An 18,215-nucleotide genomic window follows, 5' to 3' on the forward strand; every position below is an offset into this window, starting at 1 on the left:
ACGAGTCGGCTGGCGCATGCCTAATAGATACGCAGTCGAGACAATTTCGGTACCGAACAACTGCACAGTAACCTGGCGACTGTGAAGCTGATGGGCCGCAAGAAGGGCCAGGAAGAAGACGCCGAGGCTGCGGGCGCCGCCCAGGGCGTGGCCGACGCCGCCGGTTCGCCGGACGCCGCACTTGGCGGCTCGCGCAGGACCGGACCGAAGGGGCGGCCGACGCCCAAGCGAAACGACATCCGGCGTAAGCCGGTCGCGCCCGCGCCGATGACCTCCGCCGAGGCGCGGGCCCGCCGCAAGGCGCTGTCCGGCCCCAAGCTCAGCCGCGCGGAGCGCAGGGCCGACCGCACCGCCAGCCGCGCCCGCATGACCGAGCGGCGCGAGCGGATGATGGCCGGCGAAGAGGCCTACCTGCTGCCGCGCGATCAGGGGCCCGTGCGGCGCTATGCGCGCGACATCGTCGACTCCCGGCGCAACGCCCTCGGGTTGTTCATGCCGTCGACGCTCGCGCTGCTGTTCGTCATGTTCGCCCTCCCGCAGCTGCAGCTCTACGTCTCCCCGGCGATGCTGGTGCTCATGGCCGTGATGGGTGCCGACGGGCTCATCCTGGGCCGCAAGGTGAGCAGGATGGTCGACGAGAAGTTCCCCGACAACACCGAAAGCCGTTGGAAGCTAGGTCTTTACGCCGCCGGGCGCGCTTCGCAGATGCGGCGGATGCGCGCGCCCAAGCCCCAGGTGGAGCGCGGCAGCCGTGTCGACTGACCGGCGTGCCGGCGCCTTCTGACCCGGTGCGCACGCTGGTGCTCGGCGGAATCAGGTCGGGCAAATCCCGGTGGGCGGAGGGCGCCATCGCCCGGTCGGTGCCGCCGGACGGGCCGGTGCGCTACCTGGCCCCCGGTCCGGCCGTGGGCGACGACGCGGCCTGGGCGCGGCGGGTCGAGACACACCGCGGCCGCCGGCCCACACACTGGTCCACGGTCGAGACCGCCGACGTCGCTGGGCAGTTGCGCGACGCCCGGAAGCTCCCGACGCTCGTCGACGACCTGGGCGGGTGGCTGACCTGCGCGCTGGACCGCGACAACGCGTGGGCGGGCGGTTCCGTCGCCGGGCCGGTCGACGATTTGCTGTCTGCCGTCGACGCTTACGCGGCGGCGCTCGTGCTGGTCAGCCCGGAGGTGGGCCTGACCGTCGTGCCCGCGACCGAGTCGGGACGCCGGTTCGCCGACGAGCTGGGCAGCCTCAACCAGCGCATGGCCGCGCTGTGCGACGAGGTGGTGCTGGTGGTCGCCGGGCAGGCGCTGCCGATCAAGCGGGCGGGCGGCTGATGGACTTCCCACCGGTGTCACCGCCGGACGAGGGGACCGCCGCGGCCGCCCGCGCGCGACAGGACACGCTGACCAAGCCCCGCGGCGCCCTCGGCCGGCTGGAGGACCTGTCGGTGTGGGTCGCGGCGTGCCAGGGACATTGTCCGCCAAGGCAATTCGAACGCGCCCGGGTGGTGGTGTTCGCCGGTGACCACGGCGTTGCGCGGTCCGGGGTCTCGGCCTATCCGGCCGAGGTGACCGCCCAGATGGTCGCCAACATCGACGCCGGCGGCGCCGCGATCAACGTGTTGGCCGGCATCGCCGGCGCGACGGTGCGGATCGCGGATCTCGCGGTCGACTCCGACCCACTGTCGCCGCAGATCGGCGCCCACAAGGTGCGGCGCGGCAGCGGCGACATCACGGCGCACGACGCGCTCACCGACGAGGAGACCGCCGCCGCGATCGCGGCCGGCCGGGCGATCGCCGACGACGAGGTGGATTCGGGCGCCGACCTGCTCATCGCCGGCGACATGGGGATCGGGAACACCACCGCGGCGGCGGTGCTGGTGGCCGCGCTGACCAACGCCGAGCCCGTCGCGGTCGTCGGTTTCGGCACCGGGATCGACGACGCGGGCTGGGCGCGCAAGACGGCCGCGATCCGGGACGCGCTGTTCCGCGCGCGTCCGGTCCTGCCGGATCCCGTCGCGCTGCTGCGTTCCTGCGGCGGCGCGGACCTCGCCGCGCTGGCGGGGTTCTGCGCCCAGGCGGCGGTGCGGCGCACCCCGTTGCTGCTCGACGGGTTGGCGGTGACGGCCGCCGCGCTGGTTGCGGAGCACCTGGCGCCCGGCGCCCGCCAGTGGTGGCAGGCCGGTCACCGGTCCACCGAGCCCGCACACGCACTGGCCCTGGCCGCACTCCACCTGGACCCGATCCTCGACCTGCGCATGCGCCTCGGAGAAGGAACCGGGGCCGCGCTCGCGCTGCCGGTGCTGCGCGCGGCGGTGGCCACGCTCTCGTCGATGGCGACGTTCACGGGCGCCGGCGTCTCCGGCCCGTCGGCGTCGTGATCCGCTCACTGGCAACGGCGTTCGCGTTCGGAACGGTCCTGCCGGTCCCGCGCGGCGGCGACGCGCCGATGGGCCGCGGCGCGATGACCGCGCTGCCGGCCGTGGGCGCCGCCCTGGGGGCGCTGGCCGCGGCCGTGACGTGGGGCGGCGGGCTGGCCTTCGGCCCGCCCAGCGCGCTGCCCGGGCTGCTGGCCGTGGCCGCCCTGCTACTTGCGACCCGCGGCCTGCACATCGACGGCGTGGCCGACACGGCCGACGGGCTGGGTTGCTACGGCCCCCCGCCGCGTGCGCTGGCGGTGATGCGCGACGGGTCGACCGGGCCGTTCGGGGTGGCGGCCGTCGCGATGGTGATCCTGCTGCAAGGGCTTGCGTTCGCGGCGCTCGGGGCGGCGGGGCGGCCGGCGGCGATCGTCATCGCCGTGGCCGCCGGGCGCGTTGCGTCGGTGCTGGCCTGCCGCCGGTCAATCCCCTCGGCCGAGGGCAGCGCCCTGGGCGTGCGGGTGGCCGGCAGTCAACCGCTGCCCATCGCGGCGGCCTGGGTGGCGGTACTGCTCGCCTTCGCGCTGGTGGCGGGCCCGCGGCCGTGGCAGGGACCGGTCGCGGTGCTCGTGGCGCTGGGCTGCGGGGCGGGGCTGGTCGCTCATTGCGTGCACCGGTTCGGCGGCATCACCGGCGACGTGCTGGGCGCCGCGATCGAACTGACGACGACGGTGTGCGCGGTGGCGCTGGCCGCTTTTCACTGACGAGCAGACGCAAAAGCCCCCGACACGCCGCGCACGAGGGGGCTTTTGCGTCTGCTCGCGCTAGTTAGCCAAGCCGGGCCATCCAGCCGTGGGTGTCGGCGAAGGTGCCGCGCTGGATGCCGGTGAGCGTGTCGCGCAGCGCCATCGTCACCTCACCCGGCTGGCCGTCGGCGACGGTGAAGTCGCTGTCGCCGTACTTCACCCGCGACACGGGAGTGATGACCGCGGCCGTGCCGCAGGCGAACACCTCGGTGATCTCGCCGGCGGCGGCCTTCTTCTGCCATTCGTCGATGTCGATCTTGCGTTCCTCGACGGAGAACCCGGCGTCGATGGCCAACTGCAGCAAGGAATCCCGGGTGATGCCGGGCAACAGCGAACCGGACAGCTCGGGGGTGACCAGCCGCGCGGAGCCGCCGCTGCCGAACACGAAGAAGATGTTCATCCCGCCCATCTCCTCGACGTACCGCCGTTCGACGGCGTCCAGCCACACCACCTGGTCGCACCCGTTGTCCGCGGCCTCGGCCTGAGCCAGCAGCGAGGCGGCGTAATTGCCGCCAAACTTGGCCGCGCCCGTGCCGCCGGGGCTCGCCCGCACGTAGTCCGTCGAGACCCACACGGTCACCGGGCTGACGCCGCCCTTGAAATACGCCCCAGCCGGCGAGGCGATCAGCAGGTAGCGGTACTGCTTGGACGGACGCACCCCCAACCCCGGCTCGGTGGCGATCATGAACGGCCGCAGGTAGAGCGCCTCCTCCCCGCCGACCGCGGGCACCCAGGCGCTGTCCACCGCGACCAGCTGGCACAGCGACCCCATGAACAGCTCGTCGGGCAGCTCGGGCATGGCGAGCCGCCGCGCCGACCCCCGCATCCGGGCCGCGTTGGCCTCGGCGCGAAACGACACGATCGAACCGTCGGCCCAGCGGTAGGCCTTCAGCCCCTCGAAGACCTCCTGCGCGTAGTGCAGGACGATGGCCGACGGATCCAGCTCGATCGGACCGTACGGAATCACCCGCGCGTTGTGCCAGCCCCGGCCCTCCGCGTAGTCGATCGACACCATGTGGTCGGTGAAATATTTCCCGAAACCCGGCTCAGCCAGGATGGATTCGCGCTCGGCGTCCGTCGCGGGATGGGCCGAGCGCGACACCGTGAACTCGAGGGAGCCGCTGGTCATGGGCATGATTCTATATGCGTCTGCTACCGGGTTTTGGTGTCGACGAACGGCGGGCGCACCACTTCGCACTCGACGGCCCGGCCGCGGACGTCGACGGTGACGCGCTGACCGTCGTCGACGCCGGCGTCGGTGTCGATCAACGCCAGCCCGATCCCGACCTGCAGCGTCGGCGAAAACGTGCCGGACGTGGTGACCCCGACCGGCGTGTCCCCGGCGAGCACGGTCAGACCGGGCCGCAGCACGCCGCGGCCGACCATCCGCAGGCCGCGCAGCAGCCGCCGCGGACCCGCGGCCTTCTCGGCCAGCAGCGCGTCCCGGCCGAAGAACGCGTCCTTCTTCCAGCCGATCGCCCAGCCGCAGCGGGCCTGCAGCGGCGAGATGTCGAGCGAAAGTTCGTGCCCGTGCAACGGGTAACCCATCTCGGTGCGCAGGGTGTCGCGCGCGCCCAGGCCGGCCGGCTCGCCGCCGGCGGCGCTCACCGCCGCGGCGAGCGCGTCGAACACGACACCCGCGGAGTCCCACGGCGGGAGCAGCTCGTAGCCGTGCTCGCCCGTGTATCCGGTGCGGCACACCCGCACCGGGACACCCGCGTAGGAGGCGTCGACGTAGGCCATGTAGTCCATGTCGGCGGGCAGGCCGAGCTCGGTGAGCACGCCCGGCGACCGCGGCCCCTGGACGGCCAGGACCGCGTAGGAGCGGTGCTGGTTGGTGACGGTCACGCCCGCCGGGGCGGCGGCCCGCAGCGCCTCGACCACCGCGGCGGTGTTGGCGGCGTTGGGCACCAGGAAGATCTCGTCGTCGTCGACGTAGTAGGCGATCAGGTCGTCGATCACGCCCCCGGAGTCATTGCAGCACAACGTGTATTGCGCCTTGCCGGGCCCGATGCGGCCGAGGTCGTTGGTGAGCGCGGAGTTGACGAAGCCGGCGGCGCCCGGTCCGCGGACCAACGCCTTGCCGAGGTGACTGACGTCGAACAGGCCGACGGCGTTGCGGGTCGCGTTGTGCTCGCTGACGGTGCCGGCGTAGGACACCGGCATCAGCCAGCCGCCGAATTCGGCGAAGGCGGCGCCCAGGTCGCGGTGGCGATCTTCCAGGGGTCCGTGCTGCAGCTCGTCGGTCACGACGATTCACCCTAATCGCCCATGCCGGCACACTTGGGCGGGTGGCCGATTCCCCGGACTTCGCGGCGCTGGCGGCCGCCGGGATCGCCGATCCGCGCGAGCGCACCGACCTGATCAAGTGCCTGGCCGGGCTCGGGTTCACGGTCGCCGAGATGGTCGAGGCCGAACGCCGCGGCCGGCTCTTCGGCCTGGCCGGTGACGTGCTGCAGTGGTCGGGCGCCCCGATCTACACGCTGCAGACCGCGGCCGAGCGGCTCGGCCTGTCGGCTGCCGACGTGGCACACGCGTGGGGGCTGCCCGGCCTGACCGTCGCCGGACCGGACGTTCCCGCGCTGAGCCAGGCCGACGTCGACGCCCTGTCGACGTGGGTCGCGCTCAAGGGCATCGTCGGCGAGGACGGCGCGTTCGGCCTGCTGCGAGTGCTCGGCGACGAGGTGATGTGGGTGAGTGCGTCGCCCCCAGCGGCTCGCCCGGGCGGCGATCGACCTCGTCGAACATCCGCGGGCCCGGGAGGCGGGCCTGCAGGTGCGCGCCGGTCTCGCGTTCGGCACCGTCCTGACCATCAACGGGGACTACTTCGGCACCCCCGTCATCCTGGCCACGCGTTTGGTGGCGGCCGCGGCGCCCGGCCAGGTCCTGGCCTCGTCGCAGTTGCACGAGGAATTGCCGGCCTGGCCCGTAGTGGCCCATGGGCCGTTGAGCCTCAAAGGTTTTGACGCCCCCGTGCCCGCCTTCGAGCTGCGGGCCCGGGACGCGCCGAGCCGAGCGGCGCCCGCGGTGACTAGGGTGTTTTCCGTGTCCACCGAACCGGGTTATCAGTCTCCTGCCGTCACCGTCGCGACATCGCTGCCCAAGCGGGGCGTGGGTTCCGCCGTCCTGATCGTGCCGGTCGTCTCGACCGGCGACGACGAGCGCCCCGGCGCCGCCGTGGCGTCGGCCGGACCGTTCCTCTCCGCCGACGCGATCGCCGAGATCGAGGCCGGGCTGCGGGCGCTGGACGCCACGGGCGGCAGCGAACAGGTGCACCGCCTGGTGGTGCCGTCGCTGCCGGTGGCCAGCGTGCTGGCCGTCGGCCTGGGCAAGCCGAGATCGGCGTGGCCGGCCGACACCATTCGCCGGGCCGCCGGGGTCGCCGCCCGGTCGCTCGGCGGCGCCGAGGCGGTACTCACCACGCTGGCCGAGTTGCCCGGCGAGGGCGTCTGCGAGGCCGCCGTCGAGGGCCTGATCCTCGGCAGCTACCGGTTCACCGACTTCCGCAGCCCGAAGACGGCGCCGAAGGACAAGGGGCTGCGCAAGATCACCGTGCTCGCCACCGGCAGGGATGCCAAGAAGGAGGCGGCGCACGCGGCGGCCGTCGCGACCGCGGTCGCCACCGCGCGCGACTTCGTCAACACTCCCCCCAGCCACCTGTTCCCTGCCGAGTTCGCCGCCCGGGCAAAGGCTTTGGGTGAGGCCGCCGGCCTCGAGGTGCAGGTGCTCGACGAGAAGGCGCTGCAGAGGGCGGGTTACGGCGGGGTGATCGGCGTCGGCCAGGGCTCCTCGCGGCCGCCGCGGCTGGTGCGCCTCACCCACCGGGGCGCCAAGGGCAGGCGGGGCAAGGCCAAGCGGGTCGCGCTGGTCGGCAAGGGCGTCACCTTCGACACCGGCGGCATCTCGATCAAGCCGGCGGCGGGAATGCAGCACATGACTTCCGACATGGGCGGCGCCGCCGCGGTGATCGCGACAGTCGTCCTGGCCGCGCAGCTGCAGCTGCCGATCGACGTGATCGCCACGGTGCCGATGGCCGAGAACATGCCGTCGGGCACGGCGCAGCGGCCCGGCGACGTGCTGACCCAGTACGGCGGCATCACGGTCGAGGTGCAGAACACCGACGCCGAGGGCCGGCTGATCCTGGCCGACGCGATCGTCCGCGCGTGCGAGGACAACCCGGATTACCTGATCGAGACGTCCACCCTGACTGGCGCGCAGACGGTGGCGCTGGGCGCCCGGATCCCCGGGGTGATGGGCAGCGACGAGTTCCGCGATCGGGTCGCCGCGATCTCGCAGCGGGTCGGCGAGAACGGCTGGCCGATGCCGCTGCCCGACGAGCTCAAGGACGAGCTGAAATCGACCGTCGCCGACCTGTCGAACATCAGCGGTCAGCGCTTCGCCGGCATGCTGGTCGCCGGGGTGTTCCTGCGCGAGTTCGTGGCCGACGGGGTGGACTGGGCACACATCGATGTGGCCGGTCCGGCGTACAACACCGGCAGCCCCTGGGGGTATTCGCCGAAGGGCGCCACCGGCGTGCCGACGCGGACCATGTTCGCCGTGATCGAGGACATCGCCCAGAACGGCTGAGGCCGGCGCTACTTCGTCAGCAGCGACAGCACCGCGCGGTTGACCCGGCGGCGCGGCCAGCCCGTCACACCGTCGGCGGCCAGCGCGGCCCTCGCCGCGTTACGCCCACAGGCGCCGTGCACCGAGCCGCCCGGGGTGGCCGACGCGCTGCCCAGATAGAGCCGTTCCACCGGGGTTTCGGCCCGGCCCAGCCCGGGCGCCGGCCGGAAGATCAGCATCTGCGGCAGTTGCGCGGTTCCGCCGTTGAGGGCGCCGAGATGCAGGTTCGCGTCGCTGGCCTCCAGGTCCGACGGACGCTGCACGAACCGGTCGATCACCGCAGCACCGAACCCCGGCGCGTGTTCTTCGATGACCTGGTCCATCGACTTGGCGAGTTGCTCGGCCGAAGCGTCGTCGTTGATGTTGCGTGGCAAATGCGTGTAGGCCCAGACGCTTTCGGTGCCCGGCGGGGACCTGGTCGGGTCGGCGGTGGTGGTCTGGCCGAGCAGCATGAACGGGCGCTCGGGCACCACCTTGGTGTTCAGGTCGGCCATCCAGCGCACCAGCCCGTCGCCGTCGGCCCCGAGGTGCACGGTCCCCGCGCCTTGCAGGGCCCTGCCCCGCCACGGGATGCGCCCGTTCAGGGCATAGTTCACCTTCACCACCGACGGGTCCCAGATGTAGTTCTCGAAATCCCGACGCAGCTTGGCCGGCACCGCGTCCGCGGGCAGCATCTCGCAGAACAGCCGCGGCGCCGTCACGTCCGCCACGACCGCACGGCGCGCCCGCACCGCGCGCCCGTCCGTCGTTGTCACACCCACCGCGCGGCCGCCGCTCACCTCGATGCGAGAAACGTTGTGATTGCAGTCGATTCGCGCGCCTGCCGACCGGGCCCGGTTGACCAGCGCGGCCGTCAGCTGACCGGATCCGCCGACCGGCACCGGCCACCCGCCGTCCTGGGCCAGCATCGTCATCAGGAAGCCCATGGCGCCGCTGATCGGGGCATCGGGCGGGACGTCGGCGTGCATTGCGTTGCCCATCAACAACACTCGCGGCGCGTTTCCGTCGAACAACTGGTCGGCCATCGCGTCGGCGGGCTGCACCAGCAGGCGCGCCAGCCGCAGCGCATCCGACGTGCCAAGCCTGCGCAGCAGCCGGATCATCGGGCGCACCGGCGGGAACGGCGCCAGCATGGCGTCCAGCAGCGGCGCCTTGATCTTCTGCCACAGCTCGACGACGCGCCACCAGTTGTCGCCGTCGGCGGGCTCGCGCCGGGCCAGTTCGGCCGCGGTGCGGGCGGGGTCGTGGTAGACCATCGGCGGGTCGTCGTCGTCCGGGTCGCGGGGATGCCCGAGCACCGCGGGCGCGTGCGACCAACGCAGCCCGTGGTCTTCCAGTTGCAGCGCCGCCATCGCGGGCGAGGCCACCGTCATCGGGTAGTAGGAGCTGAACAGGTCGGTGATGTAGCCCGGCGTCAGCTCGGCGCTGCGCACCGCGCCGCCCGGTTCCGGCTGGGCTTCGAGCACCAGCACGTCCCAGCCCGCGTCGGCGAGCATCGCCGCGGCGACCAGTCCGTGGTGTCCGGCTCCGATGACGACGGCGTCGACGGTCTCGGCCACGCGCCTATTTGACCTGGCTCGGCTCGAGGCGCTCGGCGAGCGCGGTCAGCCGCCACAGACACTCGCGGTTGCGCGGGTACACGGCGGCCAGCACCAGGCGGTCCGGGATGAGGTTGACCGGTCCCTCGGCCGGTGTCTCGATCATTTCGATCCGGCACCCGCCGTCCGGCAGGTCCTCGAGGCGCAGCGTGATCAGCATGGCGCCGAGCGGTCCGATGCCCGCGCGCAGCACGAGTTCCTCACCGGGCGTGCAGCTTTCGACCACGGTCTGGTCGCTGATGACCAGCGGCCACACCCCCACCGAGTGCTTGATCGCCGAGCCCGGCTCGGGCCATTTCGGGTCCACGGCCCGGGTGCGGCTGTTGCCCACCACCCACTGCGCGTACGTCCATCCGTTGGCCATCGCGTCCCAGATCTGCTGGCGGGAAGCCCTCACCTCTCGTGTCGTGGCCATCTGTCGGGTCGTTGTCATCGACCATCCTTTCGCACCGGCATGATGCCTACGGGTACCCGTGTCGGCGCGAATAATGCGCGGGCGCCACCCCCGGGCGGTTTAGCCGTCGGAGCCAGTGGCTATTAGGCCGTTACGAACGGGCTGCGATCTGGAGGCGAATCATGACGGTGCGACGGTTGATCATCGCGGTGGGCGCCGTGCTCTTGCTGGCGGGTGTGATCGGGCTGCTGGTCCCGGTGTCGGTGTCGGATCCCAACGGCCATTCCGTCGGTTGCGGCAACGCGGTCGCCGAGGACCTCTCCGAAGCCAGAAACGCCAACAACACGGGCGTGGCGAACGTGCCGATCCTGAACCAGATCGTGCCGCACACCGACTACGTCGCGCAGTGCCAGTCGGCGGTGGGCAGCCGGCGAACCTGGACGATCCCGCTGGCGGTCCTGGGGATCATCGCGATCGCCGGCCCGCTGCTGATGAGCCGGCAAGGGGCGCCGCGAACGGGCGTCTAGAGGGGATGGCCTGCGCGGCCGCCGCGCCCGCGCCGAACCGAAACTGCGGTGACGGTCGCACATCACCCCGGTGGATTCATACGGTCAATGCATCATCCCTGATTTTGGAGGTTGCAATGCCGACTAGATCACCCGCACGCGCGCGGTGCTGCGCAGCGCCTGCGGCGCGAGGCGCGAAAGTCCGTACATCGCATAAGCTTCCGGCGCGACCGGGCGGATCGGCTTGTTCTTCGCCACCGACGACGTGATGGCCGCGGCGACCTTCTCCGGCCCGTAGTGGCGCAGCGCGAACGCCCGCTTGAGCTGCCCGTGCCGCCCCTCGACGTCCTCCTCCCCCCTGCCCGTCGGGGCGTGGAAGCTCGTGGTGTTGATGATGTTGGTGTTGATGACGCCGGGGCAGATCGTCGTCAGGCCGACCCCGGCGGCGTCGAGTTCGGCCCGCAGGCAGTCCGAGAACATGAACGTCGCGGCCTTGGAGCTGCAGTAGGCGCTCAGCGACTGCAAGGGCGTGTAGGCGGCCATCGACGCCACGTTGACGATGTGGCCGCCGGTACCGCGGTCGACCAGGCGCCGCCCGAACGATCGGCAGCCGTTGACGACGCCGCCGAAGTTGACGTCGAGCACCCGGCCGAACTGCTCGGCGGGGGTATCCAGGAACGCGCCCGCCTGGCCGATGCCGGCGTTGTTGACCACGATGTCGGGCACGCCGTGTTCGGCGCTGACCCGCTCGGCGAACGCCTCGACCGCGTCGCCGTCGGACACGTCGAGCACATAGGCGTGGGCCACGCCGCCGCGGGCGGCGATCTCGGCAGCGGTCTCCTTCGCGGCGGCCTCGTCGATGTCGCTGACCACCACCTCGGCGCCCTTGCGCGCGAACGCGAACGCGGTCTCCCGGCCGATTCCGCTGCCGGCGCCGGTCACGGCGACCAGGGTGTCGCCGAACTCGTCGCGCGGACGCCCGACCTGCGCGCGCAGCAGCTCCCGGCTCGGCCGCTTGCCTTCCGCCAGATCGGCGAAGTCGTGCACGGCGGCGGCCATCACCTGCGGGTGCGACATCGGCGAGAAGTGGCCGGCCTTGATGTCGCGGCGCCACAGCCGCGGCACCCAGCGAGCGGTCTCGTCGTAACCGTAGGGACGCACGTAGGGGTCCGCCGTATTGACGACGAGCTGCACCGGCACGTCGACGACGGGGACCGGCCGCCTCCGGGAGAACGCCCGAAAATAGTTGGCGGGATAGGTCTTCACCGAATGAGCGGCATCCCGGGCCAGCTTGTCCGAGTGATGGATGCGGTCGGCGGGGATGTTGTCGACCATGTTGCGCCGAACCGCCGCACTCGACAGCGTCAGCCGCAGCACCAGCGGCGTCAGCACCGGTAACGAGAAGAGCACCATGTAGGTCAGCCGCAGGGCCTGACTGAGGGCCCGCGCAAACCTTCGCGGCCGCCAGGGCCGGCGCAGGCCGCCGACGATGTAGTCGACGAGTTGGTCCTGGCTCGGACCGGACACCGACGTGAACGACGCGACCCCGTCATCGGCGCCGGGCCGGGTGAGGTACTCCCAGATGCCCACCGAACCCCAGTCGTGGGCGAGCACGTGCACTGGCGCGCCGGGGCTCAGCTCGCCGGCCACCGCGGCGAAGTCGTCCGCGTAGCGCTCCATGCCGTAGGCGGACACCGCCTTGGGCACCGTGGACTCACCGACACCGCGGTTGTCGTAACGGATGATCCGAAACCGCTCGGCCAGCAGGGGAACGACGCCGTCCCACAGCACGTGGGAGTCGGGGAACCCGTGGACCAGGACGACCGTCGGGCCCTCGCTGTTGCCCTCCTCATAGACCGCGATGCGCGCCCCGTCCGCGCTCTCGACGAACTGCTGGTGTGCTGCCGGCATAGGGACCTCCGCGTCTCGCCACGTCGGCACACCGTAGCAAGCGGGTCCGCGCGGGCACGGCGTTTGAGAGCGCCTGCCCTGACTGTGTGGCGACCAATCCGCAATGACAGGATGGTGCCGGATAACTCCGTACGACGAACCCCGACCCACGAGCGATCGAGGAGTCAAAAGACATGGCCTTCTCCGTCCAGATGCCGGCACTCGGTGAAAGCGTCACCGAGGGGACGGTCACCCGCTGGCTCAAGCAGGAGGGCGACACCGTCGAGGTCGACGAGCCCCTCGTCGAGGTCTCGACCGACAAGGTCGACACGGAGATCCCGTCGCCGGCGGCGGGGGTGTTGACCAAGATCGTCGCGCAGGAGGACGACACGGTCGAGGTGGGTGGCGAGCTGGCCATCATCGGCGATTCCGCGGAAGGCGGCAGCGGTTCGTCGGAGCCGGCCCCGGCCGCGGGCCAACCCGAGCCCCAGGCAGAGGCCGAGCCCCGGGCGGAGGCCGAGCCCCAGGCGGAGGCCCCACCCGAGCCGAAGCCGCAAGCGGCGCCCGAACCGGCCGCACCGGCGCAGCAGCAGTCGGGCGGGGGATCCGGCGACACGACGCCGGTGCTGATGCCCGAGCTGGGCGAGTCGGTGGCCGAGGGCACGGTGACCCGCTGGCTGAAAAAGGTGGGCGACTCGGTTCAGGTGGACGACCCGCTGGTGGAGGTGTCCACCGACAAGGTGGACACCGAGATCCCGTCGCCGGTGGCCGGCGTCCTGGTCAGCATCACCGCCCAAGAGGACGACATCGTCGCGGTGGGCGGCGAGTTGGCGCGAATCGGTGCCGGCGCCGAGTCCGGCGGCTCCCCCACCCCGCAACCCGAACCGAAGCCGGAGCCGAAAACCGAACCGAAGCCGGAGCCCAGGCCCCAGGCCGAGGCGAAACCCGAGCCGAAGCCGCAACCCGCGCCCGAGCCGGCGCCCAAGCCTCAGCCGGCGCCGGCCCAGCCGGCCGCCGAGCCAAGCGGCTCGGACGGCACCCCCTACGTGACGCCGCTCGTGCGAAAGCTGGCCGTGGAGAACGGCATCGACCTCAACGAGGTCACCGGCACGGGGGTGGGCGGCCGCATCCGCAAGCAGGACGTGCTCGCCGCGGCGGAGCAGAAGCAGCGCGCGCAGCAGGCCCCGGCGGCAGCACCCACCGCCCCCACCGCACCCACGGCCCCCGCCGTCCCCTCGGCGCCGGCGGCCCCACCCCCGGCACCGGCCCTGGGCCACCTGCGCGGCACCACGCAGAAGGCCAGCCGGATCCGCCAGATCACGGCGGCCAAGACCCGGGAGTCGCTGCAGGCCACGGCGCAGCTGACCCAGACGCACGAGGTCGACATGACCCGGATCGTCGGGCTGCGGGCCAGGGCGAAGGCGGCGTTCGCCGAGCGCGAGGGCGTCAACCTGACGTTCCTGCCGTTCATCGCGCGGGCCGTCATCGACGCGCTGAAGACGCACCCGAACATCAACGCCAGCTACAACGAGGACACCAAGGAGATCACCTACTACGACGCCGAGCACCTAGGCTTCGCGGTCGACACCGACCAGGGCCTGCTGTCCCCCGTGATCCACAACGCCGGCGATCTGTCGCTGGCGGGGCTGGCCCGGGCGATCGCGGACATCGCCGCGCGCGCCCGCTCGGGCAACCTCAAGCCCGACGAGTTGTCCGGCGGCACATTCACCATCACCAACATCGGCAGCCAGGGCGCGTTGTTCGACACCCCGATCCTGGTGCCGCCGCAGGCGGCCATGCTGGGCACCGGCGCGATCGTGAAGCGGCCACGGGTGATCGCCGACGAGTTCGGCAACGAATCGATCGGGGTCCGGTCGGTCTGCTACCTCCCGCTGACCTACGACCACCGCCTGATCGACGGCGCCGACGCGGGCCGCTTCCTGACGACGATCAAGCACCGGCTCGAAGAGGGAGCGTTCGAGGCCGATTTGGGGCTTTAGAAAGGCTTGGTGAACGTGCCCAAGCCCGTCGTAGCGATAGCGGGTTCGTCCGGCCTGATCGGCTCCGCGCTGGCCGCCGCGCTCCGCGCCGCCGATCACCGGGTGCTGCGGATCGTGCGCCGCACGCCGGCGAATTCCGATGAGGTGCACTGGAATCCGGAGAGCGGCGAGTTCTACGCCGAGGCGCTGAGCGGCGTCGACGCCGTCGTCAACCTCTGCGGCGTCAACATCGGGCGACGCCGGTGGTCGGGGGCGTTCAAGCAGAGCCTGCGGGACAGCCGCATCGCCCCCACCGAGGTGCTCGCCAACGCCGTCGCCGATGCGGGCGTCGAAACTTTCGTCAACGCCAGCGCCGTCGGCTACTACGGCAACACCAAGGACCGGGTGGTCGACGAGAACGCCCGAGCCGGCGACGGCTTCCTGGCCCAGCTGTGCGAAGACTGGGAGGCGGCGACGCTGCCGGCCCAGTACGGCGGCGCCCGGGTGGTGCTCGCGCGCACCGGCCTGGTGCTGTCCCCGGCGGGCGGCGTGCTGCGCATGATGCGGCCGGTGTTCTCGACGGGCCTAGGCGCCCGGCTGGGCAACGGCCGCCAGTACATGTCGTGGGTCAGCCTCGAAGACGAGGTGCGGGCGCTGCTGTTCGCGATCGACAATCCGACGCTGTCGGGCCCGGTCAACATGACCGGGCCGGCGCCCGTGACCAACGCCGAATTCACCACCGCGTTCGGGCGCGCGCTCAACCGGCCGACGCCGCTCATGGTGCCCGGGTTCGCGATTCGCGCCGCCCTCGGGGAGTTCGCCGACGAGGGGCTGCTGATCGGGCAACGCGCCATCCCATCCGCGCTCGAAAGCGCCGGGTTCCAGTTCCACCACAACACGATCGGCGAGGCGCTGTCCTACGCCACCGCCCGCCGCGACCGCGACTGAAACCCGCTCGGCGGGCCGCGGTCCGGGTGGGGCGAGTAGCGTCACGAGCGTGAGCAGTTCCATCCGGTCGCAGTCGACCGCGATCGACGTCCGCCAGTTGGGGGTGGTCGACTACCGCACGGCCTGGCAGTTGCAGCGCGACCTGGCCGACGCCCGGGTCACCGGCGGCGCCGACACGCTGCTGCTGCTCGAGCACCCGGCGGTCTACACCGCGGGCCGGCGCACGGAACCGCACGAGCGACCCCCGGAAGGCACCGGCGGCACCCCGGTGGTCGACACCGACCGCGGCGGCAAGATCACCTGGCACGGTCCCGGCCAGCTGGTCGGCTATCCGATCATCGGGCTGGCCGAACCGCTCGATGTGGTGAATTACGTTCGGCGCCTCGAGGAGGCGTTGATCGAGGTGTGCGGCCACCTGGGGCTGGACACCGTCCGCGTCGACGGCCGGTCCGGGGTGTGGGTGCCGGCCGGCGGGGGTCGGCCCGCACGCAAGATCGCCGCGATCGGTGTTCGCGTGTCGCGCGCGACCACCCTGCACGGGTTCGCGCTGAACTGCGATTGCGACCTGGGCGCCTACGGCGCCATCGTGCCGTGCGGCATCAGCGACGCCGGGGTGACGTCCCTGTCCGCCGAACTGCAGCGAGCGGTGACCGTCGACGACGTCCGGGCGCCGGTCGCCGCCGCGGTCTGCGACGCCCTGGACGGCGTCCTGCCGGTACGGGAGCATCCCGGCGCCCGCGTAACATCGGCGGGGTGACTGTCGCACCCGAAGGCCGGCGCTTGCTGCGGCTCGAGGTGCGCAATGCGCAGACTCCGATCGAGCGCAAGCCGCCGTGGATCCGGGTCCGCGCCCGGATGGGGCCGGAGTACACCCAACTCAAGGGCCTGGTCCAGCGGGAGGGTCTGCACACGGTCTGTGAAGAGGCCGGCTGCCCCAACATCTTCGAGTGCTGGGAAGACCGGGAGGCCACCTTCCTGATCGGTGGCGATCAGTGCACCCGCCGCTGCGACTTCTGCCAGATCGACACCGGCAAGCCCGCGGCCCTGGACCGCGACGAACCGCGGCGCGTCGCCGAAAGCGTCCAGACCATGGGATTGCGGTACGCGACGGTCACCGGCGTGGCCCGCGACGACCTGCCCGACGGCGGGGCCTGGCTCTACGCCGAGACGGTGCGCGCCATCAAGCAACTCAACCCGTCGACCGGCGTCGAACTGTTGATCCCTGACTTCAACGGCGAGCCCGCGCGGCTCGCCGAGGTGTTCGCACCCCGCCCCGAAGTTCTGGCGCACAACGTCGAAACCGTGCCCCGCATCTTCAAGCGGATCCGGCCCGCCTTCAGCTACCGGCGCAGCCTCGACGTCATCACCGCGGCGCGCGACGCCGGGCTGGTCACCAAGAGCAACCTGATCCTCGGCCTCGGGGAAACCCCCGACGAGGTGCGCACCGCCCTGGCCGACCTGCGCGCCGCCGGCTGCGACATCGTCACCATCACCCAGTACCTGCGCCCGTCGACCCGGCATCACCCCGTGGAGCGCTGGGTCACTCCCGAGGAGTTCGTCGAGTTCGCGCAGCACGCCGAAGGTCTCGGCTTCGCGGGCGTGCTGGCCGGGCCGTTGGTGCGTTCGTCCTATCGGGCCGGACGCCTGTACCAGCAGGCCGCGGTCGAACGCGGCTCGGCGCCGTAGGCGCAAGGCGCGTACGTATCCTTTGACCTATGGCGAAACCCCGCAACGTCGCTGAGAACAAAGCCGCGAGGGCGCAGGCAACGGCCGCCCGCAAGGCCGCCGCGAAGGAGCGCCGCGCCCAGCTGTGGCAGGCGTTCAACATGCAGCGCCAGGAGGACAAGCTCCTCCTGCCGTTCATGATCGGCGCGTTCGTGCTGATCGTCGGCGTCTCGGTGGCCGTCGGGGTGTGGGCCGGCGGACTCACCATGCTCACCGTGATCCCGTTCGGCGTGCTTCTGGGCGGCCTGGTGACGTTCATCATCTTCAGCCGCCGGGCCCAGCGGTCGATCTTCAAGAAGGCCGAGGGCCAGACCGGCGCAGCGGCCTGGGTGCTCGACAACCTGCGCGGCAAGTGGCGGGTAACCCCCGGGGTAGCCGCCACCGGCCACTTCGACGCCGTGCACCGGGTGCTCGGCCGGCCCGGCGTCATCCTGGTCGGCGAGGGGTCGGCGGCCCGGGTCAAACCGCTGCTGGCCCAGGAGAAGAAGCGGACCGCCCGGCTCATCGGCGAGGTGCCGATCTACGACATCGTCGTCGGCAACGGCGACGGCGAGGTGCCCCTGGCCAAGCTGGAGCGCCACCTCACCCGCTTGCCGCACAACATCACCACCAAGCAGCTGGACTCGCTGGAGTCGCGACTGGCGGCGCTGGGGTCACGGGCCGGCGCCGCGGTCATGCCGAAGGGGCCGATGCCCAATGCCGGCAAGATGCGCGGTGTGCAGCGCACGGTCCGCCGGCGCTGATACTCGGGGCTCTTGACAAGCCCTTCGGGCTCTTACCGCCGAAATCGCTGTGAGGGTCGCGCTTTGCCGGGCGGTTTCAAGGGATCGCGACCAACGCGGCAATCTCGCCGCGCGACAAGCGGCGCCACTCTTAGCGCCGCACCACGGCGGTTCCGCTCACCCGATCGTGGATGCCGCGCCCATCCCAGTCGGTGAACAGCGCCGGGACGACCAGCGCGAGGAGCAGCCCCCGCACCACCAGCCGCCCGACCCCCACCGGCGCCCTGCCGTCGACCGCCACCACCTGCAGCCGCAGCGCCAGCTGCCCCGGCGTGAAGCTGAAGAGCCGCACCGCGACCACGCCGAGCACCAGCCAGATCACCAGCACCGCCGTCGACAACATGTGCTCCGAGAGCGCGCCGAACCGCTCGGCCAGCGCCGCGAGGCCGTAGGCGATCAGCCAGTCGATCATCAGGGCGGCCAACCGCCGTCCCATCGGGGCCAGCGATCCGGGCCCGCGCTCGGGCAGCCCGAGCCGCTCGCCGGGGTACGCCGACCGTGCCCCCTGGGTCATCGGCGGGCCACGCCCCGCAGAGAGCGATGCCCCGGGCAAACGGTGCGTCCGGGCACCGGACCAGATACGATCTTGCGGTCCATGCCCCCCACAATAG

17 protein-coding genes and 1 pseudogene are annotated in these 18,215 nt (G+C 71.9%); 12 read left to right on the forward strand and 6 right to left on the reverse strand.

The features are described 5' to 3' along the window. The first annotated feature begins 81 nt into the window (after nt 1-81). From G6N56_RS05660 to G6N56_RS05675, 4 genes are read left to right on the forward strand one after another with little or no spacing between them, the layout of a single operon-like run. Nucleotides 82-762, forward strand: a complete 681-nt coding sequence (locus G6N56_RS05660) for a DUF3043 domain-containing protein (protein ID WP_085253617.1) — start codon at nt 82-84, stop codon at nt 760-762. Between the two features lie 26 nt (nt 763-788). Next, on the forward strand, nt 789-1,325 hold the full coding sequence (locus G6N56_RS05665) for a bifunctional adenosylcobinamide kinase/adenosylcobinamide-phosphate guanylyltransferase (RefSeq protein WP_085253616.1): 537 nt from the start codon (nt 789-791) through the stop codon (nt 1,323-1,325). Next, a complete protein-coding gene (gene cobT, locus G6N56_RS05670) occupies nt 1,322-2,371 on the forward strand; it encodes a nicotinate-nucleotide--dimethylbenzimidazole phosphoribosyltransferase (protein ID WP_408632691.1) in 1,050 nt (349 codons plus the stop codon). Before G6N56_RS05665 ends, cobT begins: the two co-directional genes overlap by 4 nt. Continuing rightward, nucleotides 2,368-3,114 (forward strand): adenosylcobinamide-GDP ribazoletransferase, encoded by a 747-nt coding sequence (locus G6N56_RS05675; protein WP_085253614.1) that lies wholly within the window; start codon nt 2,368-2,370, stop codon nt 3,112-3,114. The genes cobT and G6N56_RS05675 overlap by 4 nt, the downstream gene beginning before the upstream one ends. Nucleotides 3,115-3,178: 64 nt before the next feature. On the opposite strand, the gene G6N56_RS05680 is transcribed toward G6N56_RS05675, so the two are convergent. After that, the gene (locus G6N56_RS05680) at nt 3,179-4,285 is read right to left on the reverse strand and encodes a branched-chain amino acid aminotransferase (protein WP_085253632.1); all 1,107 of its coding nucleotides are present in this window, start codon (nt 4,283-4,285) and stop codon (nt 3,179-3,181) included. Nucleotides 4,286-4,308: 23 nt separating this feature from the next. Beyond that, nucleotides 4,309-5,406, reverse strand: a complete 1,098-nt coding sequence (gcvT, locus tag G6N56_RS05685) for a glycine cleavage system aminomethyltransferase GcvT (RefSeq protein WP_085253613.1) — start codon at nt 5,404-5,406, stop codon at nt 4,309-4,311. 41 nt (nt 5,407-5,447) lie between these two features. Here gcvT and G6N56_RS05690 point away from each other — a divergent pair. Both G6N56_RS05690 and G6N56_RS05695 read left to right on the forward strand, forming a co-directional pair. After that, nucleotides 5,448-6,183, forward strand: a pseudogene (locus G6N56_RS05690) (adenylate/guanylate cyclase domain-containing protein); the annotation flags it as partial. 18 nt (nt 6,184-6,201) lie between these two features. Next, complete coding sequence (locus tag G6N56_RS05695) at nt 6,202-7,743, forward strand: leucyl aminopeptidase (RefSeq protein ID WP_085253631.1); 1,542 nt, start codon at nt 6,202-6,204, stop codon at nt 7,741-7,743. Nucleotides 7,744-7,751: 8 nt separating this feature from the next. Here the strand turns inward: G6N56_RS05695 and G6N56_RS05700 are convergent, their stop codons facing one another. Together G6N56_RS05700 and G6N56_RS05705 are read right to left on the reverse strand one after the other, a co-directional pair. Beyond that, on the reverse strand, nt 7,752-9,341 hold the full coding sequence (locus G6N56_RS05700; RefSeq protein WP_085253612.1) for a phytoene desaturase family protein: 1,590 nt from the start codon (nt 9,339-9,341) through the stop codon (nt 7,752-7,754). A gap of 4 nt (nt 9,342-9,345) precedes the next feature. Next, a complete protein-coding gene (locus G6N56_RS05705; RefSeq protein WP_232069217.1) occupies nt 9,346-9,813 on the reverse strand; it encodes an SRPBCC family protein in 468 nt (155 codons plus the stop codon). A gap of 143 nt (nt 9,814-9,956) precedes the next feature. Between G6N56_RS05705 and G6N56_RS05710 the strand changes: the two genes are divergently transcribed. Continuing rightward, entirely contained in the window at nt 9,957-10,301 is a 345-nt protein-coding gene (locus G6N56_RS05710; protein WP_085253610.1) for an aminopeptidase, read from the forward strand. A gap of 123 nt (nt 10,302-10,424) precedes the next feature. Here the strand turns inward: G6N56_RS05710 and G6N56_RS05715 are convergent, their stop codons facing one another. After that, nucleotides 10,425-12,191, reverse strand: coding sequence for an SDR family oxidoreductase (locus G6N56_RS05715; protein WP_085253609.1), 1,767 nt, complete (start codon nt 12,189-12,191; stop codon nt 10,425-10,427). A gap of 173 nt (nt 12,192-12,364) precedes the next feature. Between G6N56_RS05715 and sucB the strand changes: the two genes are divergently transcribed. Genes sucB through G6N56_RS05740 form a run of 5 tightly spaced genes read left to right on the forward strand, consistent with a single transcriptional unit; the run spans nt 12,365 to nt 17,565 of the window. Next, the gene (gene sucB, locus G6N56_RS05720; RefSeq protein WP_163645087.1) at nt 12,365-14,170 is read left to right on the forward strand and encodes a 2-oxoglutarate dehydrogenase, E2 component, dihydrolipoamide succinyltransferase; all 1,806 of its coding nucleotides are present in this window, start codon (nt 12,365-12,367) and stop codon (nt 14,168-14,170) included. A 15-nt stretch (nt 14,171-14,185) separates the two neighbouring features. Beyond that, complete coding sequence (locus G6N56_RS05725) at nt 14,186-15,097, forward strand: TIGR01777 family oxidoreductase (RefSeq protein ID WP_085255680.1); 912 nt, start codon at nt 14,186-14,188, stop codon at nt 15,095-15,097. A 49-nt stretch (nt 15,098-15,146) separates the two neighbouring features. Beyond that, nucleotides 15,147-15,854 (forward strand): lipoyl(octanoyl) transferase LipB, encoded by a 708-nt coding sequence (lipB, locus tag G6N56_RS05730; RefSeq protein ID WP_085255671.1) that lies wholly within the window; start codon nt 15,147-15,149, stop codon nt 15,852-15,854. Beyond that, nucleotides 15,851-16,783: a lipoyl synthase gene (gene lipA, locus G6N56_RS05735; protein ID WP_085255670.1), complete on the forward strand. Its 933-nt coding sequence runs from the start codon at nt 15,851-15,853 to the stop codon at nt 16,781-16,783. Before lipB ends, lipA begins: the two co-directional genes overlap by 4 nt. 29 nt (nt 16,784-16,812) lie before the next feature. After that, on the forward strand, nt 16,813-17,565 hold the full coding sequence (locus tag G6N56_RS05740; protein ID WP_085255669.1) for a DUF4191 domain-containing protein: 753 nt from the start codon (nt 16,813-16,815) through the stop codon (nt 17,563-17,565). Between the two features lie 130 nt (nt 17,566-17,695). On the opposite strand, the gene G6N56_RS05745 is transcribed toward G6N56_RS05740, so the two are convergent. After that, a complete protein-coding gene (locus tag G6N56_RS05745; RefSeq protein ID WP_085255668.1) occupies nt 17,696-18,118 on the reverse strand; it encodes an RDD family protein in 423 nt (140 codons plus the stop codon). Between the last annotated feature and the right edge of the window lie 97 nt (nt 18,119-18,215).

This window comes from Mycobacterium saskatchewanense (genome assembly GCF_010729105.1).
Classification (GTDB): domain Bacteria; phylum Actinomycetota; class Actinomycetes; order Mycobacteriales; family Mycobacteriaceae; genus Mycobacterium; species Mycobacterium saskatchewanense.

What these genes read in the sequence shown, in the direction of transcription:
- G6N56_RS05715 (WP_085253609.1), bottom strand. Translation starts at nt 12,191, where the DNA reads ATGCCGGCAGCACACCAGCAGTTCGTCGAGAGCGCGGACGGGGCGCGC.
- G6N56_RS05680 (WP_085253632.1), bottom strand. Translation starts at nt 4,285, where the DNA reads ATGACCAGCGGCTCCCTCGAGTTCACGGTGTCGCGCTCGGCCCATCCC.
- G6N56_RS05740 (WP_085255669.1), top strand. Translation starts at nt 16,813, where the DNA reads ATGGCGAAACCCCGCAACGTCGCTGAGAACAAAGCCGCGAGGGCGCAG.
- G6N56_RS05710 (WP_085253610.1), top strand. Translation starts at nt 9,957, where the DNA reads ATGACGGTGCGACGGTTGATCATCGCGGTGGGCGCCGTGCTCTTGCTG.
- sucB (WP_163645087.1), top strand. Translation starts at nt 12,365, where the DNA reads ATGGCCTTCTCCGTCCAGATGCCGGCACTCGGTGAAAGCGTCACCGAG.
- G6N56_RS05745 (WP_085255668.1), bottom strand. Translation starts at nt 18,118, where the DNA reads ATGACCCAGGGGGCACGGTCGGCGTACCCCGGCGAGCGGCTCGGGCTG.
- G6N56_RS05705 (WP_232069217.1), bottom strand. Translation starts at nt 9,813, where the DNA reads ATGACAACGACCCGACAGATGGCCACGACACGAGAGGTGAGGGCTTCC.